Annotated in this window: 19 protein-coding genes and 1 pseudogene; 13 read left to right on the top strand and 7 right to left on the bottom strand. The window is 74.0% G+C overall.

The annotated features are described in order from the left end of the window. Window positions 1–3 precede the first annotated feature (3 nt). Window positions 4–1284, top strand: coding sequence for an MFS transporter (locus ACFV8H_RS20410; protein WP_380401691.1), 1281 nt, complete (start codon window positions 4–6; stop codon window positions 1282–1284). Between the two features lie 38 nt (window positions 1285–1322). Beyond that, window positions 1323–1931: an alpha/beta hydrolase gene (locus ACFV8H_RS20405; RefSeq protein ID WP_380401689.1), complete on the top strand. Its 609-nt coding sequence runs from the start codon at window positions 1323–1325 to the stop codon at window positions 1929–1931. 54 nt (window positions 1932–1985) lie between these two features. Here the strand turns inward: ACFV8H_RS20405 and ACFV8H_RS20400 are convergent, their stop codons facing one another. Continuing rightward, the gene (locus tag ACFV8H_RS20400) at window positions 1986–2279 is read right to left on the bottom strand and encodes a type II toxin-antitoxin system Phd/YefM family antitoxin (protein WP_380401686.1); all 294 of its coding nucleotides are present in this window, start codon (window positions 2277–2279) and stop codon (window positions 1986–1988) included. A gap of 67 nt (window positions 2280–2346) precedes the next feature. Next, window positions 2347–3411 (bottom strand): annotated as a pseudogene (locus tag ACFV8H_RS20395) (MFS transporter). A 295-nt stretch (window positions 3412–3706) separates the two neighbouring features. Between ACFV8H_RS20395 and ACFV8H_RS20390 the strand changes: the two are divergent. After that, entirely contained in the window at window positions 3707–4069 is a 363-nt protein-coding gene (locus tag ACFV8H_RS20390) for a MerR family transcriptional regulator (protein WP_375892507.1), read from the top strand. A gap of 184 nt (window positions 4070–4253) precedes the next feature. On the opposite strand, the gene ACFV8H_RS20385 is transcribed toward ACFV8H_RS20390, so the two are convergent. Beyond that, window positions 4254–5741, bottom strand: a complete 1488-nt coding sequence (locus ACFV8H_RS20385) for an MFS transporter (protein WP_380401683.1) — start codon at window positions 5739–5741, stop codon at window positions 4254–4256. A 111-nt stretch (window positions 5742–5852) separates the two neighbouring features. On the opposite strand from ACFV8H_RS20385, the gene ACFV8H_RS20380 reads away from it, so the two are divergent. Then, complete coding sequence (locus ACFV8H_RS20380) at window positions 5853–6755, top strand: helix-turn-helix transcriptional regulator (protein ID WP_380401787.1); 903 nt, start codon at window positions 5853–5855, stop codon at window positions 6753–6755. 10 nt (window positions 6756–6765) lie between these two features. On the opposite strand, the gene ACFV8H_RS20375 is transcribed toward ACFV8H_RS20380, so the two are convergent. Both ACFV8H_RS20375 and ACFV8H_RS20370 read right to left on the bottom strand, forming a co-directional pair. Further along, complete coding sequence (locus ACFV8H_RS20375; protein WP_380401680.1) at window positions 6766–7188, bottom strand: hypothetical protein; 423 nt, start codon at window positions 7186–7188, stop codon at window positions 6766–6768. After that, the gene (locus ACFV8H_RS20370; RefSeq protein ID WP_380401677.1) at window positions 7185–7709 is read right to left on the bottom strand and encodes a hypothetical protein; all 525 of its coding nucleotides are present in this window, start codon (window positions 7707–7709) and stop codon (window positions 7185–7187) included. The genes ACFV8H_RS20375 and ACFV8H_RS20370 overlap by 4 nt, the downstream gene beginning before the upstream one ends. A 135-nt stretch (window positions 7710–7844) precedes the next feature. On the opposite strand from ACFV8H_RS20370, the gene ACFV8H_RS20365 reads away from it, so the two are divergent. The 8 genes from ACFV8H_RS20365 to ACFV8H_RS20330 all read left to right on the top strand — a co-directional run bounded on the left by ACFV8H_RS20365 (window position 7845) and on the right by ACFV8H_RS20330 (window position 16529). After that, complete coding sequence (locus ACFV8H_RS20365) at window positions 7845–9065, top strand: histidine kinase (protein WP_380401674.1); 1221 nt, start codon at window positions 7845–7847, stop codon at window positions 9063–9065. Then, complete coding sequence (locus ACFV8H_RS20360; RefSeq protein WP_380401671.1) at window positions 9053–9697, top strand: response regulator; 645 nt, start codon at window positions 9053–9055, stop codon at window positions 9695–9697. Before ACFV8H_RS20365 ends, ACFV8H_RS20360 begins: the two co-directional genes overlap by 13 nt. After that, window positions 9694–10476: a DUF4097 family beta strand repeat-containing protein gene (locus ACFV8H_RS20355; protein ID WP_380401668.1), complete on the top strand. Its 783-nt coding sequence runs from the start codon at window positions 9694–9696 to the stop codon at window positions 10474–10476. The genes ACFV8H_RS20360 and ACFV8H_RS20355 overlap by 4 nt, the downstream gene beginning before the upstream one ends. A 68-nt stretch (window positions 10477–10544) precedes the next feature. Continuing rightward, window positions 10545–11732 carry a tRNA dihydrouridine synthase DusB gene (gene dusB / locus ACFV8H_RS20350; protein WP_380401665.1) on the top strand — a complete coding sequence of 396 codons (1188 nt, stop codon included), beginning with the start codon at window positions 10545–10547 and terminating at the stop codon, window positions 11730–11732. Between the two features lie 564 nt (window positions 11733–12296). Continuing rightward, window positions 12297–15005, top strand: coding sequence for a pyruvate, phosphate dikinase (gene ppdK / locus ACFV8H_RS20345; RefSeq protein WP_380401663.1), 2709 nt, complete (start codon window positions 12297–12299; stop codon window positions 15003–15005). A 143-nt stretch (window positions 15006–15148) separates the two neighbouring features. Then, window positions 15149–15661, top strand: coding sequence for a ribonuclease (locus ACFV8H_RS20340; RefSeq protein WP_380401661.1), 513 nt, complete (start codon window positions 15149–15151; stop codon window positions 15659–15661). 80 nt (window positions 15662–15741) lie between these two features. Next, window positions 15742–16218, top strand: coding sequence for a hypothetical protein (locus tag ACFV8H_RS20335; protein WP_380401659.1), 477 nt, complete (start codon window positions 15742–15744; stop codon window positions 16216–16218). Beyond that, entirely contained in the window at window positions 16218–16529 is a 312-nt protein-coding gene (locus ACFV8H_RS20330) for a transcriptional regulator (RefSeq protein WP_375892526.1), read from the top strand. The genes ACFV8H_RS20335 and ACFV8H_RS20330 overlap by 1 nt, the downstream gene beginning before the upstream one ends. A gap of 13 nt (window positions 16530–16542) precedes the next feature. Here the strand turns inward: ACFV8H_RS20330 and ACFV8H_RS20325 are convergent, their stop codons facing one another. Beyond that, entirely contained in the window at window positions 16543–17538 is a 996-nt protein-coding gene (locus ACFV8H_RS20325) for a hypothetical protein (RefSeq protein WP_380401656.1), read from the bottom strand. A 111-nt stretch (window positions 17539–17649) separates the two neighbouring features. Here ACFV8H_RS20325 and ACFV8H_RS20320 point away from each other — a divergent pair, with 111 nt between their 5' ends. Beyond that, entirely contained in the window at window positions 17650–18594 is a 945-nt protein-coding gene (locus ACFV8H_RS20320; RefSeq protein WP_380401654.1) for an ADP-ribosylglycohydrolase family protein, read from the top strand. A 16-nt stretch (window positions 18595–18610) separates the two neighbouring features. On the opposite strand, the gene ACFV8H_RS20315 is transcribed toward ACFV8H_RS20320, so the two are convergent. Next, entirely contained in the window at window positions 18611–19345 is a 735-nt protein-coding gene (locus ACFV8H_RS20315) for a GNAT family N-acetyltransferase (RefSeq protein ID WP_380401651.1), read from the bottom strand. Window positions 19346–19459 lie beyond the last annotated feature (114 nt).

Below are 19459 nucleotides of genomic sequence, written 5' to 3'. Positions count from 1 at the left end.
CGCATGGCAGATGATGGCGCAGGACGTCCCCCCGCGGCCGGTTCGCCGGTCGCTCCGCGGGCCTCGCGGCACGCCGTACCGGCCCTGATGTTCTCGCAGGGCGTCAGCGTGGCGGGCACCCAGGTCACGGCGCTGGCCCTGCCCGCGCTGGCGATCCTGCTGCTGGACGCCGGGCCGCTGGCGGCCTCGCTGCTGTTCGCCCTGGAGTACGGGGTGCAGGGGCTGACCGGCCCGTTCGCCGGGGTGCTGGTGGACCGGGTCGCCTCCCGGCGGCGGCTGCTGGTCGCGGTGGACCTCGCCCAGCTGCTGCTGATCGCCACCGTCCCGCTGGCGCACGCCGCCGGTGCGCTGACGCTGGCCCACCTCTGCGCGGTCGCGGCGGTCTCCGGGGCGCTGGGCGGGATCTCCGCCATCGCGGTGCCGACCGTGGTGGCGGACTTCGTGCCGAAGGACGGCCTGGTGGCGGTCAACGCCAAGCTGGCCGGGGCCCGTTCGGTCGGCCAGATCGCCGGGCCGGGGCTGGCCGCCGCGCTGGTGCAGGCGGTCGGGGCGGCCACCGCGATGGTCGCGGACGCGGTCAGTTACGGGCTGTCCGCCCTCGCCATGAGCCTGCCCCGGCTCCGCCGGGACGAGGAGCCGCCGCAGGCCGCCGCCCGCCCGGGGATCGCGGCCTCGCTGCGGGAGGGCGTCGACGTCCTGCGCGGCCGGCCGCTGCTGGCCCGGCTCGCCGTCGCCGCGGCGGCGCTCAACCTGGGCGGGGCCGGACTGGCCGGGCTGTTCGCCTACTTCGCCTACCAGGTCGTGGACTTGAGCCCCGGGGAGCTCGGTCTGACCCAGGACGTCTACAGCATCGCCGCGGTGACGGCGGTGCTCACCGCGAAGCGGGTGATCCGGCGGGTCGGGCTGACCAGGGTGATCCCGCTCTTCGGCCCGCTGGCCGCGGCCGCCCTCTTCCTGATCCCGCTGGCCTCGCTCGGAGCGGCTCTTCCGGTGCTGGTCGTCTACCAGGCGGTGTTCGGCTTCTGTGCGACGGTCTGGGGCGTCAGTTGGGTGACCCTGCAGCAACAGCTGTCCCCGCCGGAGCAGTTGGGGCGGGTGCTCGGCCTGTCCCGCTCGATCGGCCAACTCGTCATGCCGGTGGGCGCGTTGCTGGGCGGCACGCTGGCCGGCGCGGTCGGCGTCACCGGGGCGCTGGCCGTCTTCGCCGCGATCGCCGTGGCCGGCACCCTCGCGGTGGTCAGCACCCGGCCCCAGGCCTTCCTCCCGGAGGGGAGCCGGGCCTGACCGGCACCCGCCGGAACGGACGGCAGTAGCCTGCGGGCATGTCCGCCTCCCCCGCACCGAGCCTCCCCACCCGCATCGACGGCGACCCGGACCGGGTCGCGCTGGTCCTCCCCGGCGTCGGCTACTCGCCCGCCCGTCCACTGCTGCACTTCGCCTCCTCGGTCCTGGCCCGGCACGGCTGGACGGTCCAGGAGCTGTGGTGGCGGATCCCGGACGCATTCGCCGAGTTCACGACGGAGCAGCGGATCGCCTGGGTCGAGCGGCAGGTCGGCGCGGCCGTCGACGCGGAGGGTGGTGCCTGCCGCCTGCTGGTCGGCAAGTCGCTGGGCTCCCTGGCCGCCGGCCTCGCCGCGGACCGCGCCCTCCCGGCCGCCTGGCTCACCCCGGTGCTCACCCTCGACCACGTGGCCCACGCCCTCGGCCGGGCCACCGCGCCGACCCTCCTGATCGGCGGCAGCGCCGACAGGCTGTGGGACCGGAGCGTCGCCGACGCCACCGGCCACCAGGTCCTGGAACTCCCCGCCGCCGACCACGGCCTCGAACTCCCGCACGACCCGACCGGATCCATCGACCTGCTCCGCACCGCCGTCGCCCGCCTGGACACCTTCATCGGCGGACTGCCCCCGGGTGGGGGGACCGCCGCCTAGGCAAGGGAGCCGCCGGTGGCCCGGGGGATCGGAGCGGGCAGGAGTCGAGGCCGATCAACGACCTTCCTCGTCGCGCATCCCGTGGAGGGCCTCGGTGGCCGACGGGAGCCGGACGGCGATCGAGGACGGGGTCCAGTCGGCCACTCCCCGGGCCGTGGCGGCGTTCTCCGGGTCGAGGGTGCCGTCGCGTACGAGACCCTCCAGCACCCGCTGCTCCGGGTCCGGCGGTGCGAGTACGGCGATCAGCCGTCCCTCGCGGGTGATTCCGATCAACTCCCCGGCCGCCACCCGGTCGAGCAATTCTGCCGCTCGTAGCTGTAGTTGGCGGACGGTGACCCTTGCTGTCATGCGGCTCACGGTAGGGCGCCCCGGGCGCCCTCCGGGGCCCGGGGCGGCCGGTTCACCCGGACGGGCGTCACCCCTTGCCCGGGAACCCGTGTCGGCGGGCGGCCGCCGTGACGGCCAGGGCGAGGGCCAGCAGGGTGAGGGCCGACCAGGGGAGGGACTGCGGTCCGGCGTGGTCGAGGAGGAGGCCGCCGGCGGACGCGGCGGCGGCGATGCCGAGGTTCCAGCAGGTGACCAGCAGGGACTGGGCGAGGTCGGCGGCCGTGTCGGCGGCGTCGGCGACGGCGGTCTGCAGCAGGGTGGCGACGCCGCCGAAGCCGAGGCCCCAGATCGCGGCGGCGGCGTAGACGGGCCAGGGCGACGAGCCGAGCAGGGCGCCGGCGAGGGTCAGGGTCGCGGCGCCGACGAGGAGGCAGGCGGTGAGGGTCAGGGTGCGCAGGTGCCGGTCGATCAGGGCTCCGGTGGCGGCGATGCTCACCAGCGAGGCCAGGCCGAGGACGAGCAGCACGGTGTCGGTCCGTCCGCCGAGGTGCAGCGGTTCGAGCAGCGCCGCGACGTAGGTGTAGAGGACGTTGTGGGCGAGTACGAAGGTCGCCGTGACGGCCAGGACGGCCGCCACGCCGGGGATCCGCACCACCTGCCGGAGCGGCAGCCGGTCGTGTTCGGCCCGGCCGGGGACCGGGGGGACGGCTGCGGCGATCCAGCCGACGAGGGCGAGCGCGAGGACGCTCATCAGCCCGAAGGCGACCCGCCACCCGGCGGCCCCGGCGAGCAGGGTACCGGCCGGGACCCCGACGGACAGGGCGACCGTGGCGCCGCCCATCGCGACGGCCATGGCCCGTCCGCGCTGTTCGGGCGCGACGATGCTGCGGGCGTACCCGGCCAGCAGGGCTCACAGCATTCCGGCGACCAGGCCCGCCGCGAAGCGGGCCGCCATGGTGAGCGGGTAGTCGCCGGAGACCGCGGTGACGGCGTTGGCGACGGTGAAGCCGCCGACGGCGAGGAGCAGCAGCCGCTTGCGCGGCCAGCCGGCGGTGGCGGCGGTCAGCGGGATGGCGGCCGCGATGGAGCCGACCGCGTAGAGGGTGACGGACTGTCCGGCGCCGGACTGGCTGACGCCGAGGTCCCTGCTCATCGCGGGCAGGACGCCGGCGGGCAGCGCCTCGGTCATCAGGGTGATGAACCCGCCGGTGCTCAGGGCGAGCAGCGCCGGCCAGGGCAGTCCGGCCGGTGGCGCCTCTCTCGCCGGGCCGAGCGGAAGCCCCGGGTCGGGCGAGGGGGTAGAGGCGGCGCCGCCGGCCGTGGCCGGGGTCGTCATCGGGCAGGAGGGGGAGGGGAGTTCGTGGGTCGGCATGTGACCGATCGTCTATCGTTGACACGGATGTCAAGGTCCAGCCGGAACGACCCGGCCCCGACGTGAGGGTGGTCACATGCGGATCGGCGAACTGGCCCGGCGCACGGAGACCTCGCCGCGCCTGCTGCGCTACTACGAGAAGCAGGGCCTGATCTTCCCGCGCCGCGAGGCGAACGGGTACCGGGACTACGACGAGTACCTGGTCGACCGGGTGATCCAGATCCGCGGACTGCTGGACGCGGGGCTGCCGACCCGGATCATCAAGCAGATCCTGCCCTGCCTGGACGCCCCGCGGAAGATCCACTTCGCGGACGCCACCCCGGAGATGCTCGACACCCTGGAGTCCGAGACCGAGCGGATGACCCGCCGCATCCATTGCCTGACCCGCAACCGCGACGCCATCCAGGAGTACCTGTCCGTGGTCAGGGAACTCGCCTGACCGTACGGGCGGTTGCGGCCCCGCGACGGCCCCGCGACGGCCCCGCGACGGCCCCGCGACGGCCCCGCGACGGCCCCGCGACGGCCCCGCGACGGCCCCGCGACCGCAGCGCGACGGCCCCGCGACCGGCGGGAACCGGTCGCGGGGCCGTTCGTCGTCGCCCGGGCCCGTGGGCCCGCGGGGCTCAGCCGATGGAGCGGGGCAGGCGGGTGGTCAGGTACAGCACGGTGAAGGAGCCCAGCAGCTGGACGCCGAGGCACAGGGCGAGCGCGCGCCCCATGCCGAGGCTGGGGGAGAGGGACAGGTAGAGGGTGCCGAGGGTGGCCACGCCGAGGGCGAGGCTGGACTGCTGGCCGGTGGCGAGGACGCCGCTGCCGACGCCGGCCCGGGCGGCGGGCACCTTGGCGAGCACGACCCGGAACAGCGGGGTGCCGATCAGGCCCTGCCCGATGCCCGCGAGGGCGACACCGGGGGCCATCCGCAGCGGGGAGAAGTGGTCCGCGTCGGCGAGGACGGTCAGCGCGATGGTGATGAGGCCGAGGGCCTGGACGACGGCACCGGCGCTGAGCACCCGGCTGCCCCAGCGGCCGATCAGCCGCGGGCCGGAGAGCGAGGCGGTGAAGTAGCCGACGGCCATCGGGACGAGCGCCCAGCCGGCGGCGACCACGCCGAGCCGCAGGCCCTGCTGGAGGGCGACGGCGATGACGAACATGAAGCCGCCGAAGCCGGCGAAGTAGGGCAGCGCGATGCCGAGGCCGCGCCGCATCTCGGGGATCCGCAGCAGGCTGGGCGGCACCAGCGGGGTGGCGCCGCGCCGTTCCGCGCGGCGCTCGACCAGGGCGAAGGCGGTGGCGATCACCGGGAAGAGGGCGAGCAGCACCCAGGACCAGAGCGGCCAGCCGGCCGCGCGGCCCTCCATCAGCGGGACGAGCAGGGAGAGCAGGGAGGCGGTGAGCAGCACGGTGCCGGGTACGTCGACGGCGGCGGCCCGGGTGGCCCGGCTCTCCGGCACGTACCGGACGGCGAGGAGGACGGCGAGCAGCGCGAACGGGACGTTCAGCAGGAAGACCGAGCGCCAGCCGGTGCCGAACAGGTCGGCGGCGACGAGCATCCCGCCGAGCACCTGGCCGATCACCACGGAGATGCCGCCGACCGCGCCGTAGACGCTGAGCGCGCGGCCGCGCCGGGCGCCGTCGGTGGCGGCGGTGATGGTGCCGAGCACCTGCGGGATCAGCAGCGCGGCCGAGGCGCCCTGGGCGGCCCGGGCGGCGACCAGGGACCACGCGTCGGGGGCGAGGCCGCAGGCCAGCGAGGTGACGGCGAAGGCGGTGGCCCCGGCGACGAAGAGCCGGCGGCGGCCGAAGGTGTCGCCGAGCCGCCCGCCGAGGACGAGCAGGACGGCGAAGGCGATGCCGTAGCCGGCGGCGACGAGTTCCAGCACCGCCGGTCCGGCGGCCAGGTCCTGGTCGATGGTGGGCAGGGCGACGTTCACGATGAAGAAGTCGAGCATCGGCAGGAAGGCCCCGAGCAGGACGGTGACCAGCCCGGCGGTGCCGAGGGCGGGGGTGTGCGGGGCGGCGGCCTGCGGGGCGGTGCTCGGGGTGGTGGTGCGCGGAGCGGCGGTGCGGGCGGTGCTGGGCGGGGCCGGGGCGACGGCGAGTCGTTGAGTCACGGGTCATACGATCCGCCACCTCCCAGCCTGGTACCAGAGTGTGGTTATCCAGGTATGAGAAGTACCTGGCAACAGGCTGCGGCGTGCCGCATGCTGGGGAGCATGAGCCTGATGACCCCGGCCGCGCAAGCCCGCCCCGGCAACGCCGCGCCGCACCGCCCCGGCAACGCCGCGCCGCACCGCGCCACACCCGGCGAAGCCCGTCGGCACGACCTGGCGGCGTTCCTGCGCAGCCGCCGCGAGCGGATCGCGCCCGAGCAGGTGGGCCTGCCGCTGACCGGCCGCCGCCGCACCCCGGGGCTGCGCCGGGAGGAGGTGGCGCAGCTGGCCGCGGTGGGGGTGACCTGGTACACGTGGTTGGAGCAGGGGAGGGACATCCAGGTGTCCGCCCAGGTGCTGGACGCGGTGGCGCGGGCGCTGCTGCTGGACCCGAGCGAGCGGGCGCACCTGTTCACCCTGGCCGGTGCGGACGATCCGGCGCCGGTGAAGGAGTGCCCGTCGGTGACGCCGAGCGTGCGGTTGGTGCTGGACCAGCTGGCGCCGTACCCGGCCGCCGCGGTCAACTCCCGTTACGACATCCTGGCGCACAACGTGCCGTACACCGCCGTCGTCGGCGACCTCGGGGAGCTGCCCCCGGAGGAGCGGAACCTGATGTGGCTGGCGTTCACCCCCTCCCGCTTCCGCGACGTGCTGATCGACTACCGGACGGAGCGCCTCGGCATGGTGGCCCGGTTCCGCGCCGCGATGGCCGACCACTCCGCCGAGCCCGCCTGGAAGGCGCTGCTGGCCCGGCTGCGCAAGGCCTCGCCGGACTTCGAGGAGGCGTGGCAGCGGCACGAGGTGATGCGGCCGGGCAACGGGATCAAGCGCTTCCAGGTGCCGGGCGTGGGCCTGCTGCGCTGCGAGTACACCAACTTCTGGCTCGGCCCCCGGCTCGGGACGCGGCTGATCAGCTACACCCCGCTGGACGAGGAGACCCGCCTCCTGATGGACCGGCTGCCGACACGGCGCTAGCCGCGCGGAGCTAGCGGCTCACCGCCGCTCCACGTACGACCCCGCGCCCGGCCGCCCCGGGTATCGCCTCGCGCCCGAGCAGCAGGCACACCGCCGCCAACGGCAGTTCGACGCAGCAGGCCATCACCAACGCGGCGAGCACCGCGTGCCCCGGCCCGGCGCAGGCGATGTCGGCCAGGGCGTCCCCGGCGAGCAGCAGCGCCACCACCGCGCCCGCCCACAGGGCGGCGGGGCTGCGCCGGCGCAGCAGCGCGTCCAGCGAGAGCAGCGCGGCGAACTCCGCGAGGTCCAGTACCACCCACGGGGTCTCGTGGTTGACGGCCAGGACCATCAGCCAGGGCAGCAGCCCGAAGGCGGCCAGCCGCGGCAGCCGCTGGAACCGCTCCGGCAGCACGTACGCCGGAGCGCCCGAGGAGACGAGGGCGATACTCATGCGCCGACCTCGCTCCGCACCCGCTCCAGGGGGAGCCGCTCGGCGGGCCCGCCCGCCGGGTGGCGGACGAGCACCGCGTCGAACGGCCCCTCGGCCAGGGCGAGCCAGAACTGCCCGGCCACCGTGACCACTTCGCCCGCCGCCGCCCGGACGGTGCCGAACAGCCGCCGCCCGCCGGTGAACACCACCGAGGGCACCCGGCCGTCGGAGGGCAGCCGCCCCCAGGCGAGCACGTGCGAGCCCCGACCGGCGGACGGGCTGCGCCGCGCGCCGCGGACGAGTTGCGGGGCGAGCCGGGCGGCGACCAGGACGTCGGCCAGCTCGCCGTGCTGGTACAGCTCCAACGCGGCCCGGCCGCGGCCGGACCCGACGCTGCGGACCGACCAGGGCCCGGCCCCGGCGGGCAGCGTCCCCTCCGGCCCCGGTGCCGGGCGGAGCGCGCCCCCGGGAACACCCCCGTGGTTCCCGGGGACGGGCCGCCCGTGCGGCGGGGTGGCGGAGTGCGATGCGGTGCTCGTCATGTCCCCAAGCCTCTCGTCGCGAGGGGGGTCCTGTCGGTGGTGCCCCACACCGAATCGGGGGTGTATCTAGCTACACCCCCGGCGGGTACCCCCCTTCATGGCGGCCGTTGATCACCGGGCCCTACGCTGTCCGGCATGCCCTCCACCACGTTGCGCCGAGCGCTCGTCAGGAGCCTTCGGCGACCACCGTGGTCGGCCGGGACCTGGCGGGACGCCCGCTTCATCGCCGCCGGAATACCCGTGGCCGTGCCGGTCTGGCTGGCGCTGACCGAGTCCAGCCTGCTCTTCCCGGTCCTCGGGGCCGTGGTGGTCTGCTCCCGCTGGCTCACCGCCCTCCAGCGCGGACGGCTGCGCGCCCTCCGCGGCGTGGAGGTGCCGCCGCCCGGCGCGCCCGCGGGCCGGCGGCTGGGCCGGCTGCGGATCGGTCTCACCTGGCGCCAGGTCGGCTACCACCTGCTGATCGGCCCGGTGCTGGCGCTCTGCGCGCTGGCCGCCGTCTACCTCTGGGGCATCGCCCTGGTGCTGACCACCCTGTACGCCTGGGTGTGGCTGCTGCCGCCCGAGGCGGGGCTGCGCGGTGAGCTGGCCGGTCTGGACGTGGCGCTCACGGTGTTCGGGGTGCTGCTGCTGGCGGCGGCGCCCTGGGCGACGGCGCTGGCCGCCCGGCTGGAGGTCCGCGCGGCGCAGCTCCTGCTCGGGCCCAACCGGGCGGAGAAGCTGGAGCGCCGGGTCGAGGAGATCGCCGAGTCCCGGGCCGGCCTGGTGGACGCGGTGGACGCCGAGCGCCGCCGGATCGAGCGGGACCTGCACGACGGCGCCCAGCAGCGCCTCACCTCCCTCGCGATGAACCTGGGCCTGGCCCGGCGCACCCTCAAGGAGTGCCCGCCCGACGCCATGCAGGTGATCGTCGCGGCGCACGAGGAGGCGCAGGCGGCCATCGACGAGCTGCGCGACCTGGTCCGCGGCCTGCACCCGGCGGTCCTGGAGGACCGCGGGCTGGACGCGGCGCTGTCCGGCGTCGCCGCCCGGGCCCCGCTGCCGGTGCGGCTGGACGTCGAGCTGTCCGAGCGGATCGCCCCGACCGTCGAGGCGGTCGCCTACTTCACCGTCTCCGAGGCGCTCACCAACGTGGCCAAGCACGCCCGGGCCGAGCGGGCCGACGTCTCGGTGCGGACGATCGGCGGCCGGCTGCGCCTGGTCGTCAGCGACGACGGCGTGGGCGGCGCGGACGCCTCGCGCGGCACCGGGCTCACCGGTCTGCGCCAGCGCGCCGCCTCGGTCGACGGGACGCTGTCCGTTCTCAGCCCCCTCGGGGGCCCCACCACCATCACCGTGGAGTTGCCGTGCGTGCTGTGATCGCCGAGGACTCGGTCCTGCTGAGGGTCGGCCTGGTCAAGGTCCTGGAGGCGGTGGGCTTCGAGGTGGTGGCCGCCGTCGGGGACGCCGTCGAACTGCTGGCCGCGGTCGAGGAGCACCGCCCGGGCGTGGTGGTCGCGGACGTGCGGATGCCCCCGGGCTTCCACGACGAGGGCGTCAAGGCGGCGATGGTGATCAGGCAGCAGTGGCCGGAGACCGCGGTGCTGCTGCTCTCCCAGTTCGTGGAGGAGCGGTACGCCGCGGATCTGCTGTCGACCAACACCAGCGGCGTCGGCTACCTGCTCAAGCAGCGGGTGGCCAATGTGGACGACTTCGTGGACGCGCTCCAGCGGGTCGCCGAGGGCGGCACCGCGCTGGACCCGGAGGTGGTGGCCCAGCTGCTGGTGCGCCGCCACCGGGACCCGTTGGAGAAGCTGACCCCGCGCGAGCGGGACGTGCTCTCGCTGATGGCGGAGGGCCGTTCCAACGCGGCGATCGCGGGTGCCCTGGTGGTCAGCGACAGCGCGGTGGCCAAGCACATCAACTCGATCTTCACCAAGCTGGACCTCCCGCCGGCCGACGACAGCCACCGCCGGGTGATGGCGGTGCTGCGCTTCCTGGAGATCACGTGAGCGCGCGGTCCACCAGGGCGTGGCGGATCACCGGCGTGCTCTCCGTGGTGTTCGTGGTGGTCATGGGCGGGGCGCAGACCCTGGCCCTGGTGGCCCGGCAGTCGCGGACCGAGCAGCAGACGTTCGTCACCGCCGTCCACAAGCTGCAGCTGGCCACGAGCAGCGCCTCCGTGCGGGTCAGGCCGGGGGTGGAGGGCCGGGTCGTGGTGAGCAAGAACCTCGACTGGACGGTCTCCGAGCCCCGGGTGCGCGCCGATGTGGTCGGCGACACGATGACCGTCGGCGTGGAGTGCCGGCGTTCCCTGCCCTTCTACAACTGCGGCGCCTCGATCGAGCTGGAGGTGCCCGCGGGGACGGAGGTCGCCGGCACGGTGACCTCGGGGGCGGTCGAGGTGTCGGACCTCAGCGGCGCCGTCCGGCTGGACGGGACCTCCGGCTCGATCCTCCTGCACGGGCTGTCCGGCCCGGTCCGCGCCCGCACCACCTCCGGGATGACCCAGGGCAGGGACCTCTCCTCGGCGCAGGCGGAGGTGTCCAGCACCTCCGGGTCGGTGGACCTGACCTTCCGGTCGGCGCCGCAGGACGTCAAGGTGAGCACCGGCTCCGGCTCGGTGACCGTGCGGGTGCCGAAGGACAGCCGCTACCGGATCAACGGCGGGACGGGTTCGGGCAGCAGCTCCATCGATCCGGCCCTGGGCGACGCCGCCAGCGGCAGGAGCCTGGAGGCCGACGTCGGCTCGGGCTCCCTGGAGATCGGGTACCGCCAGGATCCGGAGTAGGTGGGGCGGCTCACCCGGGTGGGGGACAATGGAGAGTCCCGTCCCCTTCGCCCCGAGGTCAGCCGCGCATGACAGCCACGCCCGCACCCACCGCGCCCGAGACGGCGACCGCGACCGAGACCGGGTTCGCGCCGCTGGACATCGGCCCGATCCGGGTGTGGCCGCCCGTCGTGCTGGCGCCGATGGCCGGCATCACCAACGCCCCGTTCCGCACCCTGTGCCGCGAGCAGAGCGGCGGCAAGGGCCTGTACGTGTCGGAGATGATCACCACCCGGGCGCTGGTCGAGCGCAACGCCAAGACCATGCAGCTGATCAAGTTCGACCCGAGCGAGAAGCCTCGCTCGATCCAGCTGTACGGGGTGGACCCGGTGACCGTCGGCAAGGCGGCCCGGATGATCTCGGACGAGGGCCTGGCCGACCACATCGACCTCAACTTCGGCTGCCCCGTCCCCAAGGTGACCCGCAAGGGCGGCGGCTCGGCACTGCCGTACAAGCGCAACCTGCTGCGCGAGATCCTGCGCGAGGCCGTCGCCAACGCCGGGGACCTGCCGGTGACCATGAAGATGCGCAAGGGCATCGACGACGACCACCTGACCTTCCTGGACGCCGGCCGGATCGGTGCCGAGGAGGGCGTGGCCGCGATCGCCCTGCACGGGCGCACCGCCGCCCAGCACTACGGCGGTACGGCCGACTGGTCGGCGATCGCCCGGCTGCGCGAGTCCGTCCCGGCGCACGTCCCGGTGCTGGGCAACGGGGACATCTGGTCCGCCGAGGACGCGCTGCGGATGATGCGGGAGACCGGCTGCGACGGCGTGGTGGTGGGCCGCGGCTGCCTGGGCCGCCCGTGGCTGTTCAAGGACCTGGTCTCGATCTTCGAGGGCGACGTCGACCACGCCCGCCCCGACTTCGGCTACGTGGCCCGGGCGATGGTGCGCCACGCCCAGCTGCTCGGCGAGTGGCTGGGGGACGAGGCGCGCGGTGTGGTCGACTTCCGCAAGCACGTCGCCTGGTACACCAAGGGCTTCTCGGTCGGCTCCGAGCTGCGGGTGAGGCTGGCGAACTCCTCCTCGCTGGCCGAACTGGCCGGGACCCTCGCCCAGGTGGAGCAGACCCAGACCTGGCCGATCGGCGCGGACGGCCCGCGCGGGCGCACCAGCGGCAACGGCCGGGTGGTCCTGCCGGAGGGCTGGTTGGACGATCCGTACGACTGCGCCCGACCGGGCGAGGACGCCGAATCGGACACCTCCGGCGGATGATCTAGCCGATCCGTCTAATTAGGCCCCTCGGGGCCGCTGGCCACCCGGTCCCAGCCCTCTTGTCCATTCTGGACAGGAGGGCTCCTTTTCGGCGTCCCGATGTCACGGAACGAGCACGTTCCTGGACGCAGTGCGACGATTGGCGCAGGCGTCCTACGTTCGAGCCGTGAGACGGACTGGTGACGCTTGCCACACGCCGGAGCGGGTGACGGTCGGTCAGTGGACGGAATGGACAGGTCGAGCGTGAAACGCTTCCCGAAGCCGGTTCGACGCCGATCGGCCGATCCGGGTGCAGGAAATCAAGCCGGGGCAACGCGACCGACCCGCGGTCGCTACCCAGCGTCCGAATCGGGCGATCTTCCTGTTTCCCCGCCTTCAAGACTTGAACGCTTACTCGCGTCAAGGGGACGATTTCGCCAACAGAGGTGAACACCTTTATGCACATTCGATCTATCGGGTTACCGCTGGGTACCGGCCTCGTGTGGCCTATTCAGGGCAGAGAAGTGCCTTCGAAATGGGTATGTTCTCCGGCGTCAGGGCAACCGCGTACGAGGAGACCGACCCGTGCCGTCCCAGCAGAAGTTTGTTTACTCCTTCACCGAAGGAAACAAGGACCTCAAGGATCTTCTTGGCGGCAAGGGCGCGAACCTGGCCGAGATGACCAATCTGGGGCTCCCCGTCCCTCCGGGGTTCACCATCACCACCGAGGCCTGCAAGGTCTTCCTGGAGACCGGTAGCGAGCCGTCCTCCCTGCACGAGGAGATCAGCGCCCACCTGGACGCCCTCGAGCAGGAGATGGGCAAGAAGCTCGGCCAGGCCGACAACCCGCTGCTGGTCTCCGTCCGTTCCGGTGCCAAGTTCTCCATGCCCGGCATGATGGACACCGTCCTGAACATCGGCCTCTCCGACGCCTCGGTGGTCGGCCTGGTCGCCCAGTCCGGCAACGAGCGCTTCGCCTGGGACTCCTACCGCCGCCTGGTCCAGATGTTCGGCAAGACCGTGCTGGGCGTCGAGGGCGAGCTGTTCGAGGAGGCCCTGGACGAGGCCAAGCACGCCAAGGGCACCGTCAACGACCTGGACCTGGACGCTTCCGACCTCCGGGAACTGGTCGAGGTGTTCAAGGGCATCGTCGAGCGCGAGACCGGCCGGGCCTTCCCGCAGGACCCGCGGGAGCAGATGGACCTCGCCGTCCATGCCGTCTTCCACTCCTGGAACGGCGACCGCGCCCGGCTGTACCGCCGCCAGGAGCGCATCCCGAACGACCTGGGCACCGCGGTCAACGTCTGCAGCATGGTCTTCGGCAACCTCGGCGAGGACTCCGGCACCGGCGTCGCCTTCACCCGCGACCCCTCCACCGGCGCCCAGGGCGTCTACGGCGACTACCTGTCCAACGCCCAGGGTGAGGACGTCGTCGCCGGCATCCGCAACACGCTGCAGCTGTCCGAGCTGGAGAAGCTCGACAAGAAGTCGTACGACGAGCTGATGGCGATCATGCACAAGCTCGAGAACCACTACCGCGACCTCTGCGACATCGAGTTCACCATCGAGCGCGGCAAGCTCTGGATGCTCCAGACCCGGGTCGGCAAGCGCACCGCCGCGGCCGCCTTCCGGATCGCCGTCCAGCTGGTCGACCAGGGCCTGATCGACCTGGACGAGGCCCTGATGCGGGTCACCGGCGGCCAGCTGGCCCAGCTGATGTTCCCGCGCTTCGCCCCGACCGGTGAGTCCAAGCAGATCGGCTGGGGCCTGGCGGCCTCGCCCGGCGCCGCGATCGGCAAGGTCGTCTTCGACTCGTACACCGCCGTCAAGTGGTCCCGCTCCGGCGAGAAGGTCATCCTGGTCCGCCGCGAGACCAACCCGGACGACCTGGACGGCATGATCGCCGCCGAGGGCATCCTCACCTCGCGCGGCGGCAAGACCTCGCACGCCGCCGTCGTCGCCCGCGGCATGGGCAAGACCTGTGTCTGCGGCGCCGAGGAGCTGGAGGTCGACACCAAGGCCCGCAAGTTCACCACCGCCGACGGCCTGGTGGTGCACGAGGGCGACGTGGTCTCGATCGACGGCGCCAGCGGCAAGGTCTACCTCGGCGAGGTGCCCGTCCTGCCGTCCCCCGTGGTCGAGTACTTCGAGGGCACCCTGCACGCCGGCGCCGACGTCCAGGGCGGACTGGTCCAGGCCGTCCACCGGCTGATGTCGCACGCCGACGGCCGCCGCCGGCTCGCCGTGCGGGCCAACGCGGACAACGCCGAGGACGGCGGGCGCGCCCGCCGCTACGGCGCCCAGGGCATCGGCCTGTGCCGCACCGAGCACATGTTCCTCGGTGAGGAGCGCCGCAAGGAGGTCGAGCACCTGATCCTCGCGGACAACGACAAGGACCGCGAGCTCGCCCTCTCCACCCTGCTGCCGCTGCAGAAGGGCGACTTCCTGGAGCTCTTCCAGGCGATGGACGGGCTGCCCGTCACCGTGCGCCTGCTCGACCCGCCGCTGCACGAGTTCCTGCCGGACATCACCGAGCTGTCGGTGCGCGTCGCCCTCGCCGAGGCCCGCAAGGACCCGAACGAGAACGACCTGCGCCTGCTCCAGGCGGTGCACAAGCTGCACGAGCAGAACCCGATGCTCGGCCTGCGCGGCGTCCGCCTCGGCCTGGTCATCCCCGGCCTGTTCGGCATGCAGGTCCGGGCCATCGCCGAGGCCGCCGCCGAGCGCAGGCTGGCCGGCGGGGACCCGCGCCCCGAGGTGATGATCCCGCTGGTCGGCACCGTCCAGGAGCTGGAGCTGGTCCGCGACGAGTGCGAGCGGGTGCTCGCCGAGGTCGTCCAGTCCACCGGCGTCCCGCTGGACATCAAGCTCGGCACCATGATCGAGCTGCCGCGCGCCGCGGTGACCGCCGGTCAGATCGCCGAGGCCGCCGAGTTCTTCTCCTTCGGCACCAACGACCTCACCCAGACGGTCTGGGGCTTCTCCCGGGACGACGTGGAGGCCTCCTTCTTCACCGCCTACCTGGAGAAGGGCATCTTCGGGGTCTCCCCGTTCGAGACCATCGACCGGGACGGCGTCGGCTCGCTGGTCAAGCACGCCGTCGAGGCCGGCCGGGCCACCCGCCCCGACCTCAAGCTCGGCGTCTGCGGCGAGCACGGCGGCGACCCGGAGTCGGTGCACTTCTTCCACGAGGTGGGGCTGGACTACGTCTCCTGCTCCCCCTTCCGGATCCCGGTGGCGCGCCTGGAGGCAGGCCGCGCCGCCATCGAGACGGCGGGCAGCGACTCGCGCTGAGAGGGTAGGCATCCCCTACTCACGCGCGGGTACGACTGACCGCTCACCCTCCCGTCGGGAGGGCGTACACCGGAGCTCGGCGCAGGAGAACCGGCGTACGTGACACGGCCGCGTGGACGCCGCCGCCTGCCAAGCTGGACCGCATGACCAGAAGCAAGAGCCCGCTCGTCGTCGTGGCCGTCCTGATCCTGGCCGTGCTCGCCGGAGTCGGCTACCTGCTCGCCGGCAAGGGCGGCAGCAGCCACCCCAAGGCCGCCGCGAGCGCCACCACCACCGCGGGCGCCACGGCCCCCAAGCCCTCGGCGCCCAAGCCGTCCCCGCCGGCCGGCGGCGCCCCCTCCGCGGCCGGCACCTGGGTGCCCGCCGACCCGGCGCTGGCCGACGTCTGCCGCACCAAGCTCCCCAGCCAGGCCCAGGACACCATCGGCCTGATCGCCAAGGGCGGCCCCTACCCGTACAACCGGGACGGCATCGTCTTCGAGAACCGCGAGAGCCGGCTGCCGAAGAAGGGCAACGGCTACTACCACGAGTTCACCGTGGTCACCCCGGGCTCCAACGACCGCGGCACCCGACGGGTCGTCACCGGCGGCGCGGGCGAGCAGTACTGGTCCGCCGACCACTACGCGACCTTCCAGGAGATCGACCCGCGCTGCTGAGCGGCGATTTCTCGGAAAGTACTTTCCAACTCGGAAAGATGGTGGCAGAGTGGAGCCACCGTCACTTCCGAGGGGGAAGCATGAGTGACTCCGTTCCCACCCCGCCGCTGTCCGCCGCCGAGGCGCTGCGCCTGGCCGACCGGGCCGGCGCGGCCGCCCGGCGACCGGGCGAGGTGCCCCGCTGGTACGGGCCGGCCTTCGCCTTCGCGTTCTCCGCCTACGGCCTGGGGATCGGCCAGGTCATCGAGACCGGGCAGTTCGTCCTGATCGCCGTGCTCGCGGGCGGCTTCGCCGCCCTGACCGGTGTCCTCGCCCGGGTCGCCGTGCGCAGCGACGGCATCGTCCGCCGGGGCGTGCCGGACGGCATCGGCGGCCCGATCGCCCTCGCGGTCCTCGCGGTCTGCGCCGCGTCGGCGGCCGGGATGCTGCTCGCCTGGCAGGCCGGCGGCGGCCCGCGCTGGATCGGCGGGGCCGCCGGGCTCGCGGCGGGCCTGACCTTCTGGGTGGGCACCGACCGGCTCAACCGCCGGGTCCGGCGCTCCCAGGAGGCCGGCTGATGCCCGCCGCCCTCGACCCGCTGCTCCAGCACGCCACCCGGCTGACCGTGCTCGCCTTCCTCGGCGCCTGCCGCGAGGCCGAGTTCGGCGCCGTCCGGGACCACTGCGAGGTCTCCGACTCCGTCCTCAGCAAGGCCGCCACCGCCCTGGAGGAAGCCGGCTACCTCACGGTGAAGAAGGGGTACGTCGGCAAGCGCCCGCGCACCTGGCTCGCCGCCACCGCCGCCGGTCGCGCCGCCCTCGCCGCCCACCTCGCCGAGCTCCAGCGGCTGGTCGCCGCCGCCGAGGCGGCCGGCGCCCGACACGCCTGAGGCACCGCCGGGTTCACCTGGCCCGCCGCCAGCTGACCCGGCCGTGCGGGCCGTGCGGGCCGGTGGTGACCAGGGCGGTCAGCTCGTGCAGCACCGGCGCCGGGTCGCGGCGGAGCTGGACCGGGGTGGTGCGCACCACCGGCAGGCCGGCGCCGGCCAGCCGGTTGGCGCGGGCCAGCCCGCGTTCGTGGTCGGCCGGGCGCAGGTGGTAGGCGCGGGAGTCGATCTCCAGCGCCACGCAGGCGTGCGGCCAGTAGGCGTCCGGCACGGCCAGGAAACGACCGTCCAGGAACAGCACCGGATTCCACAACGGCTCCGGCAGCCCCGCGTGGGCGAGCAGCTCGCGCGCCTCGCCCTCCACCACCGAGCGCACCCCGGCGGTGAGGTCCTCCACCACCCGGGCCACCTGCGGCAGTGCCAGCGCCCCCGGCCGGGCGAGCAACTGGTCCAGCAGCTCGCCGAGTTCGCAGTGCCGCCGCTGCACCGCCTCGGCGCACAGCGCCCGGAACCGGCGCTGCCCGGTCTCCCTCGGCGCCAGATCCGCCAGCGCCCGCGCGACCGGGGCGCTCCACAGCCCGTCGTCCCGCTCGAAGCCGCCCGGCATCACCCCGGACGACCGGTGGATCCGGACGAACTCCCGCTCCCTGACCCGGCGTTGGCCGGGGATCAGGACGTCGACCTCGGTCAGGTCGGCCGGGTGCCCGGCGCTCGGCAGCCCGGCGTCCGCCAGGACCGCGAACCCGGTCAGCAACACCTCGCCGGGCTGCTCCTGCCGGCCCTTCGGACTCGCGTACGCCAGGGCCGCCCGGAGCTTCTGATGGCTCGTCAACCTCCCGTTCTGCAGGCAGATCACCCGCGGCAGCACCTGCTGCCAGGGCCCGCCCGGCCGCAGCCGGTGGGCGATCGTGCCGGAGGGCACGCCGAGCCGGCGCAGCTGCGCCCGGGTGGCGATGTGCTGCTGGTCGGCGCCGAGCAGGGCGACGGGGTCGAGCGGATGCGCGCGGGTCATACCCCGGTGCTGCCCGCCCGGATCGGAGGTATGCGAAACATCCCTCGTCAGGGGCGTTCCGGTAACGGTGTTGACGAATCGGAGGCGATCCGCTGTGCTGGGAGGCACATGATGACCGAACCCAACGGCCCGGCGCTGGACGCGCTCAACGGCCTCTCCGTCGGTGACGCTCTCGGCGCCCAGTTCTTCGTCCCGGAAACCGCCCGGGCCCACTTCGCCTCCCGCACCGAACCGCCCGGCCCCTGGCCGTGGACCGACGACACCGAGATGGCCTGCTCGGTGTACGCCGCCCAGCGCGAACGCGGCGCGATCGACACCTTCGACCTCACCCACGCCTTCGCCCACCGCCACGACTTCGACCGCGGCTACGGCCCGGCCGCCAACCGGCTGCTCCGGCTGGTCCGCGAGGGCGGCGACGCCAGGGCCCTGGCCGCCGAACTCTTCGACGGCCAGGGCTCGTACGGCAACGGCGCCGCGATGCGGGTCGCCCCGCTGGGGGCGGCGTACGCGGACGACCCCGCCGCGGTGGTCCGGCCCGCCGCCGACACCGCGGTGATCACCCACACCCACCCCCAGGCGGTGGACGGCACGATCGCGGTCGCGGTGGCCGCCGCGTACGCGGTGCGGGCGCGGACCGGGCCGATGGCGCCGGAGGCCTTCCTGGAGGCGGTGGTCGAGCTCACCCCGGACGGCGTCCTGCGCGACGCGCTCGCCGAAGCCGTCCGACTGCTCGCCGAACCGGATGCCCGGGCCGTTGCCCGACTGCTCGGCAACGGCAGCCGGACCTCGGCCGCCGACACCGTCCCGTACGCCCTGTGGTGCGCGGCCCGCAACCTCACCGACTACCGGGCCGCCGTGTGGGAGGCGATCGCGGCCGGCGGCGACATGGACACCGTGGCCGCGATCACCGGGGGAGTGGTGGCCGCGCACACCGGCACCCGCGGCATCCCGGCCGCCTGGCTGGCCGCCCGCGAACCGCTGCCCGGCTGGGCGTTCCCCGAGCCGGGCAGCGTCCGGGCGGGTTCCGCGGACGCCTCGCACCTCGAGCCGCTGTGACTGCCCGGGCCCCGGCTCAGGCGGTGATCATCAGCTGCCCGGCGCCACTGCCGCCCTGTCTAAGACACTCCTGGTTGATCGCCGGATCCGGGGCGCTCGGCGAGGTGGCGGCGGCGATCCGCAGCTCGATGATGTCGCGCACGGCCGGCCACTCGTCGTCCAGGATCGAGTAGAACGCGGTCGAGCGCACCACCCCGTCCAGCCCGCGCGAGTGCGCCCGGCGGACGCCCTCCGAGGTCGCGCCGAGCCGTTCGATGGCGGCCCGGGAGCGCAGGTTGCGGGCGTCCGCGCGCAGCGAGATCCGCTGCACGCCCCAGGTCTCGAAGGCGTACCGGAGCATGAGCAGCTTGGCCTCGGTGTTGATGCCGGTGCCCTGGGCGCGCGGGGAGAGCCAGGTGTTGCCGATCTCGGCGGCGTCCGGGACGGCCGTGGCCGGATCACCGAACGGCACGCCGGGCACCGGCGGCCACACCATGGGGCCCTGCCAGTAGTCGAGTTCCAGGAACCGGGTGGAGCCGACCACCCGGCCGTCGGCGACGTTCACCGTCGCGAACGGCAGCGACCGGCCCGCGGCCTGGTCGGCGAGGGCGCGCGCGATGTAGTCGCGGGCCGCTTCCGGACCGTGCGGGACGGGGGTGAAGGCATAGGTCGTACGGTCCTCGGCGCCGGCCGCGGCGATGGCCTCGGCGTGGTGGGCGGCGAGGGGCTCCAACCGAACGGTGCGGCCGGTGAGGAAGACAGGTGCTGGCACGGAACCTTGGTCCTTCATCGGTCGTAGGGCGCATCCGGCGCCGGGGTGCGGCACGGGCTGCGGTGGACGAGGGGTTCGCCCCGGCCCGGTTTCCGGCTCCGGGTACCCGTGTGC

The organism is Kitasatospora sp. NPDC059827 (assembly GCF_042731675.1).
GTDB lineage: Bacteria > Actinomycetota > Actinomycetes > Streptomycetales > Streptomycetaceae > Kitasatospora.
Note: the sequence above shows the minus strand (reverse complement) of the source record. Positions and strands in the feature narration are given on the sequence as shown.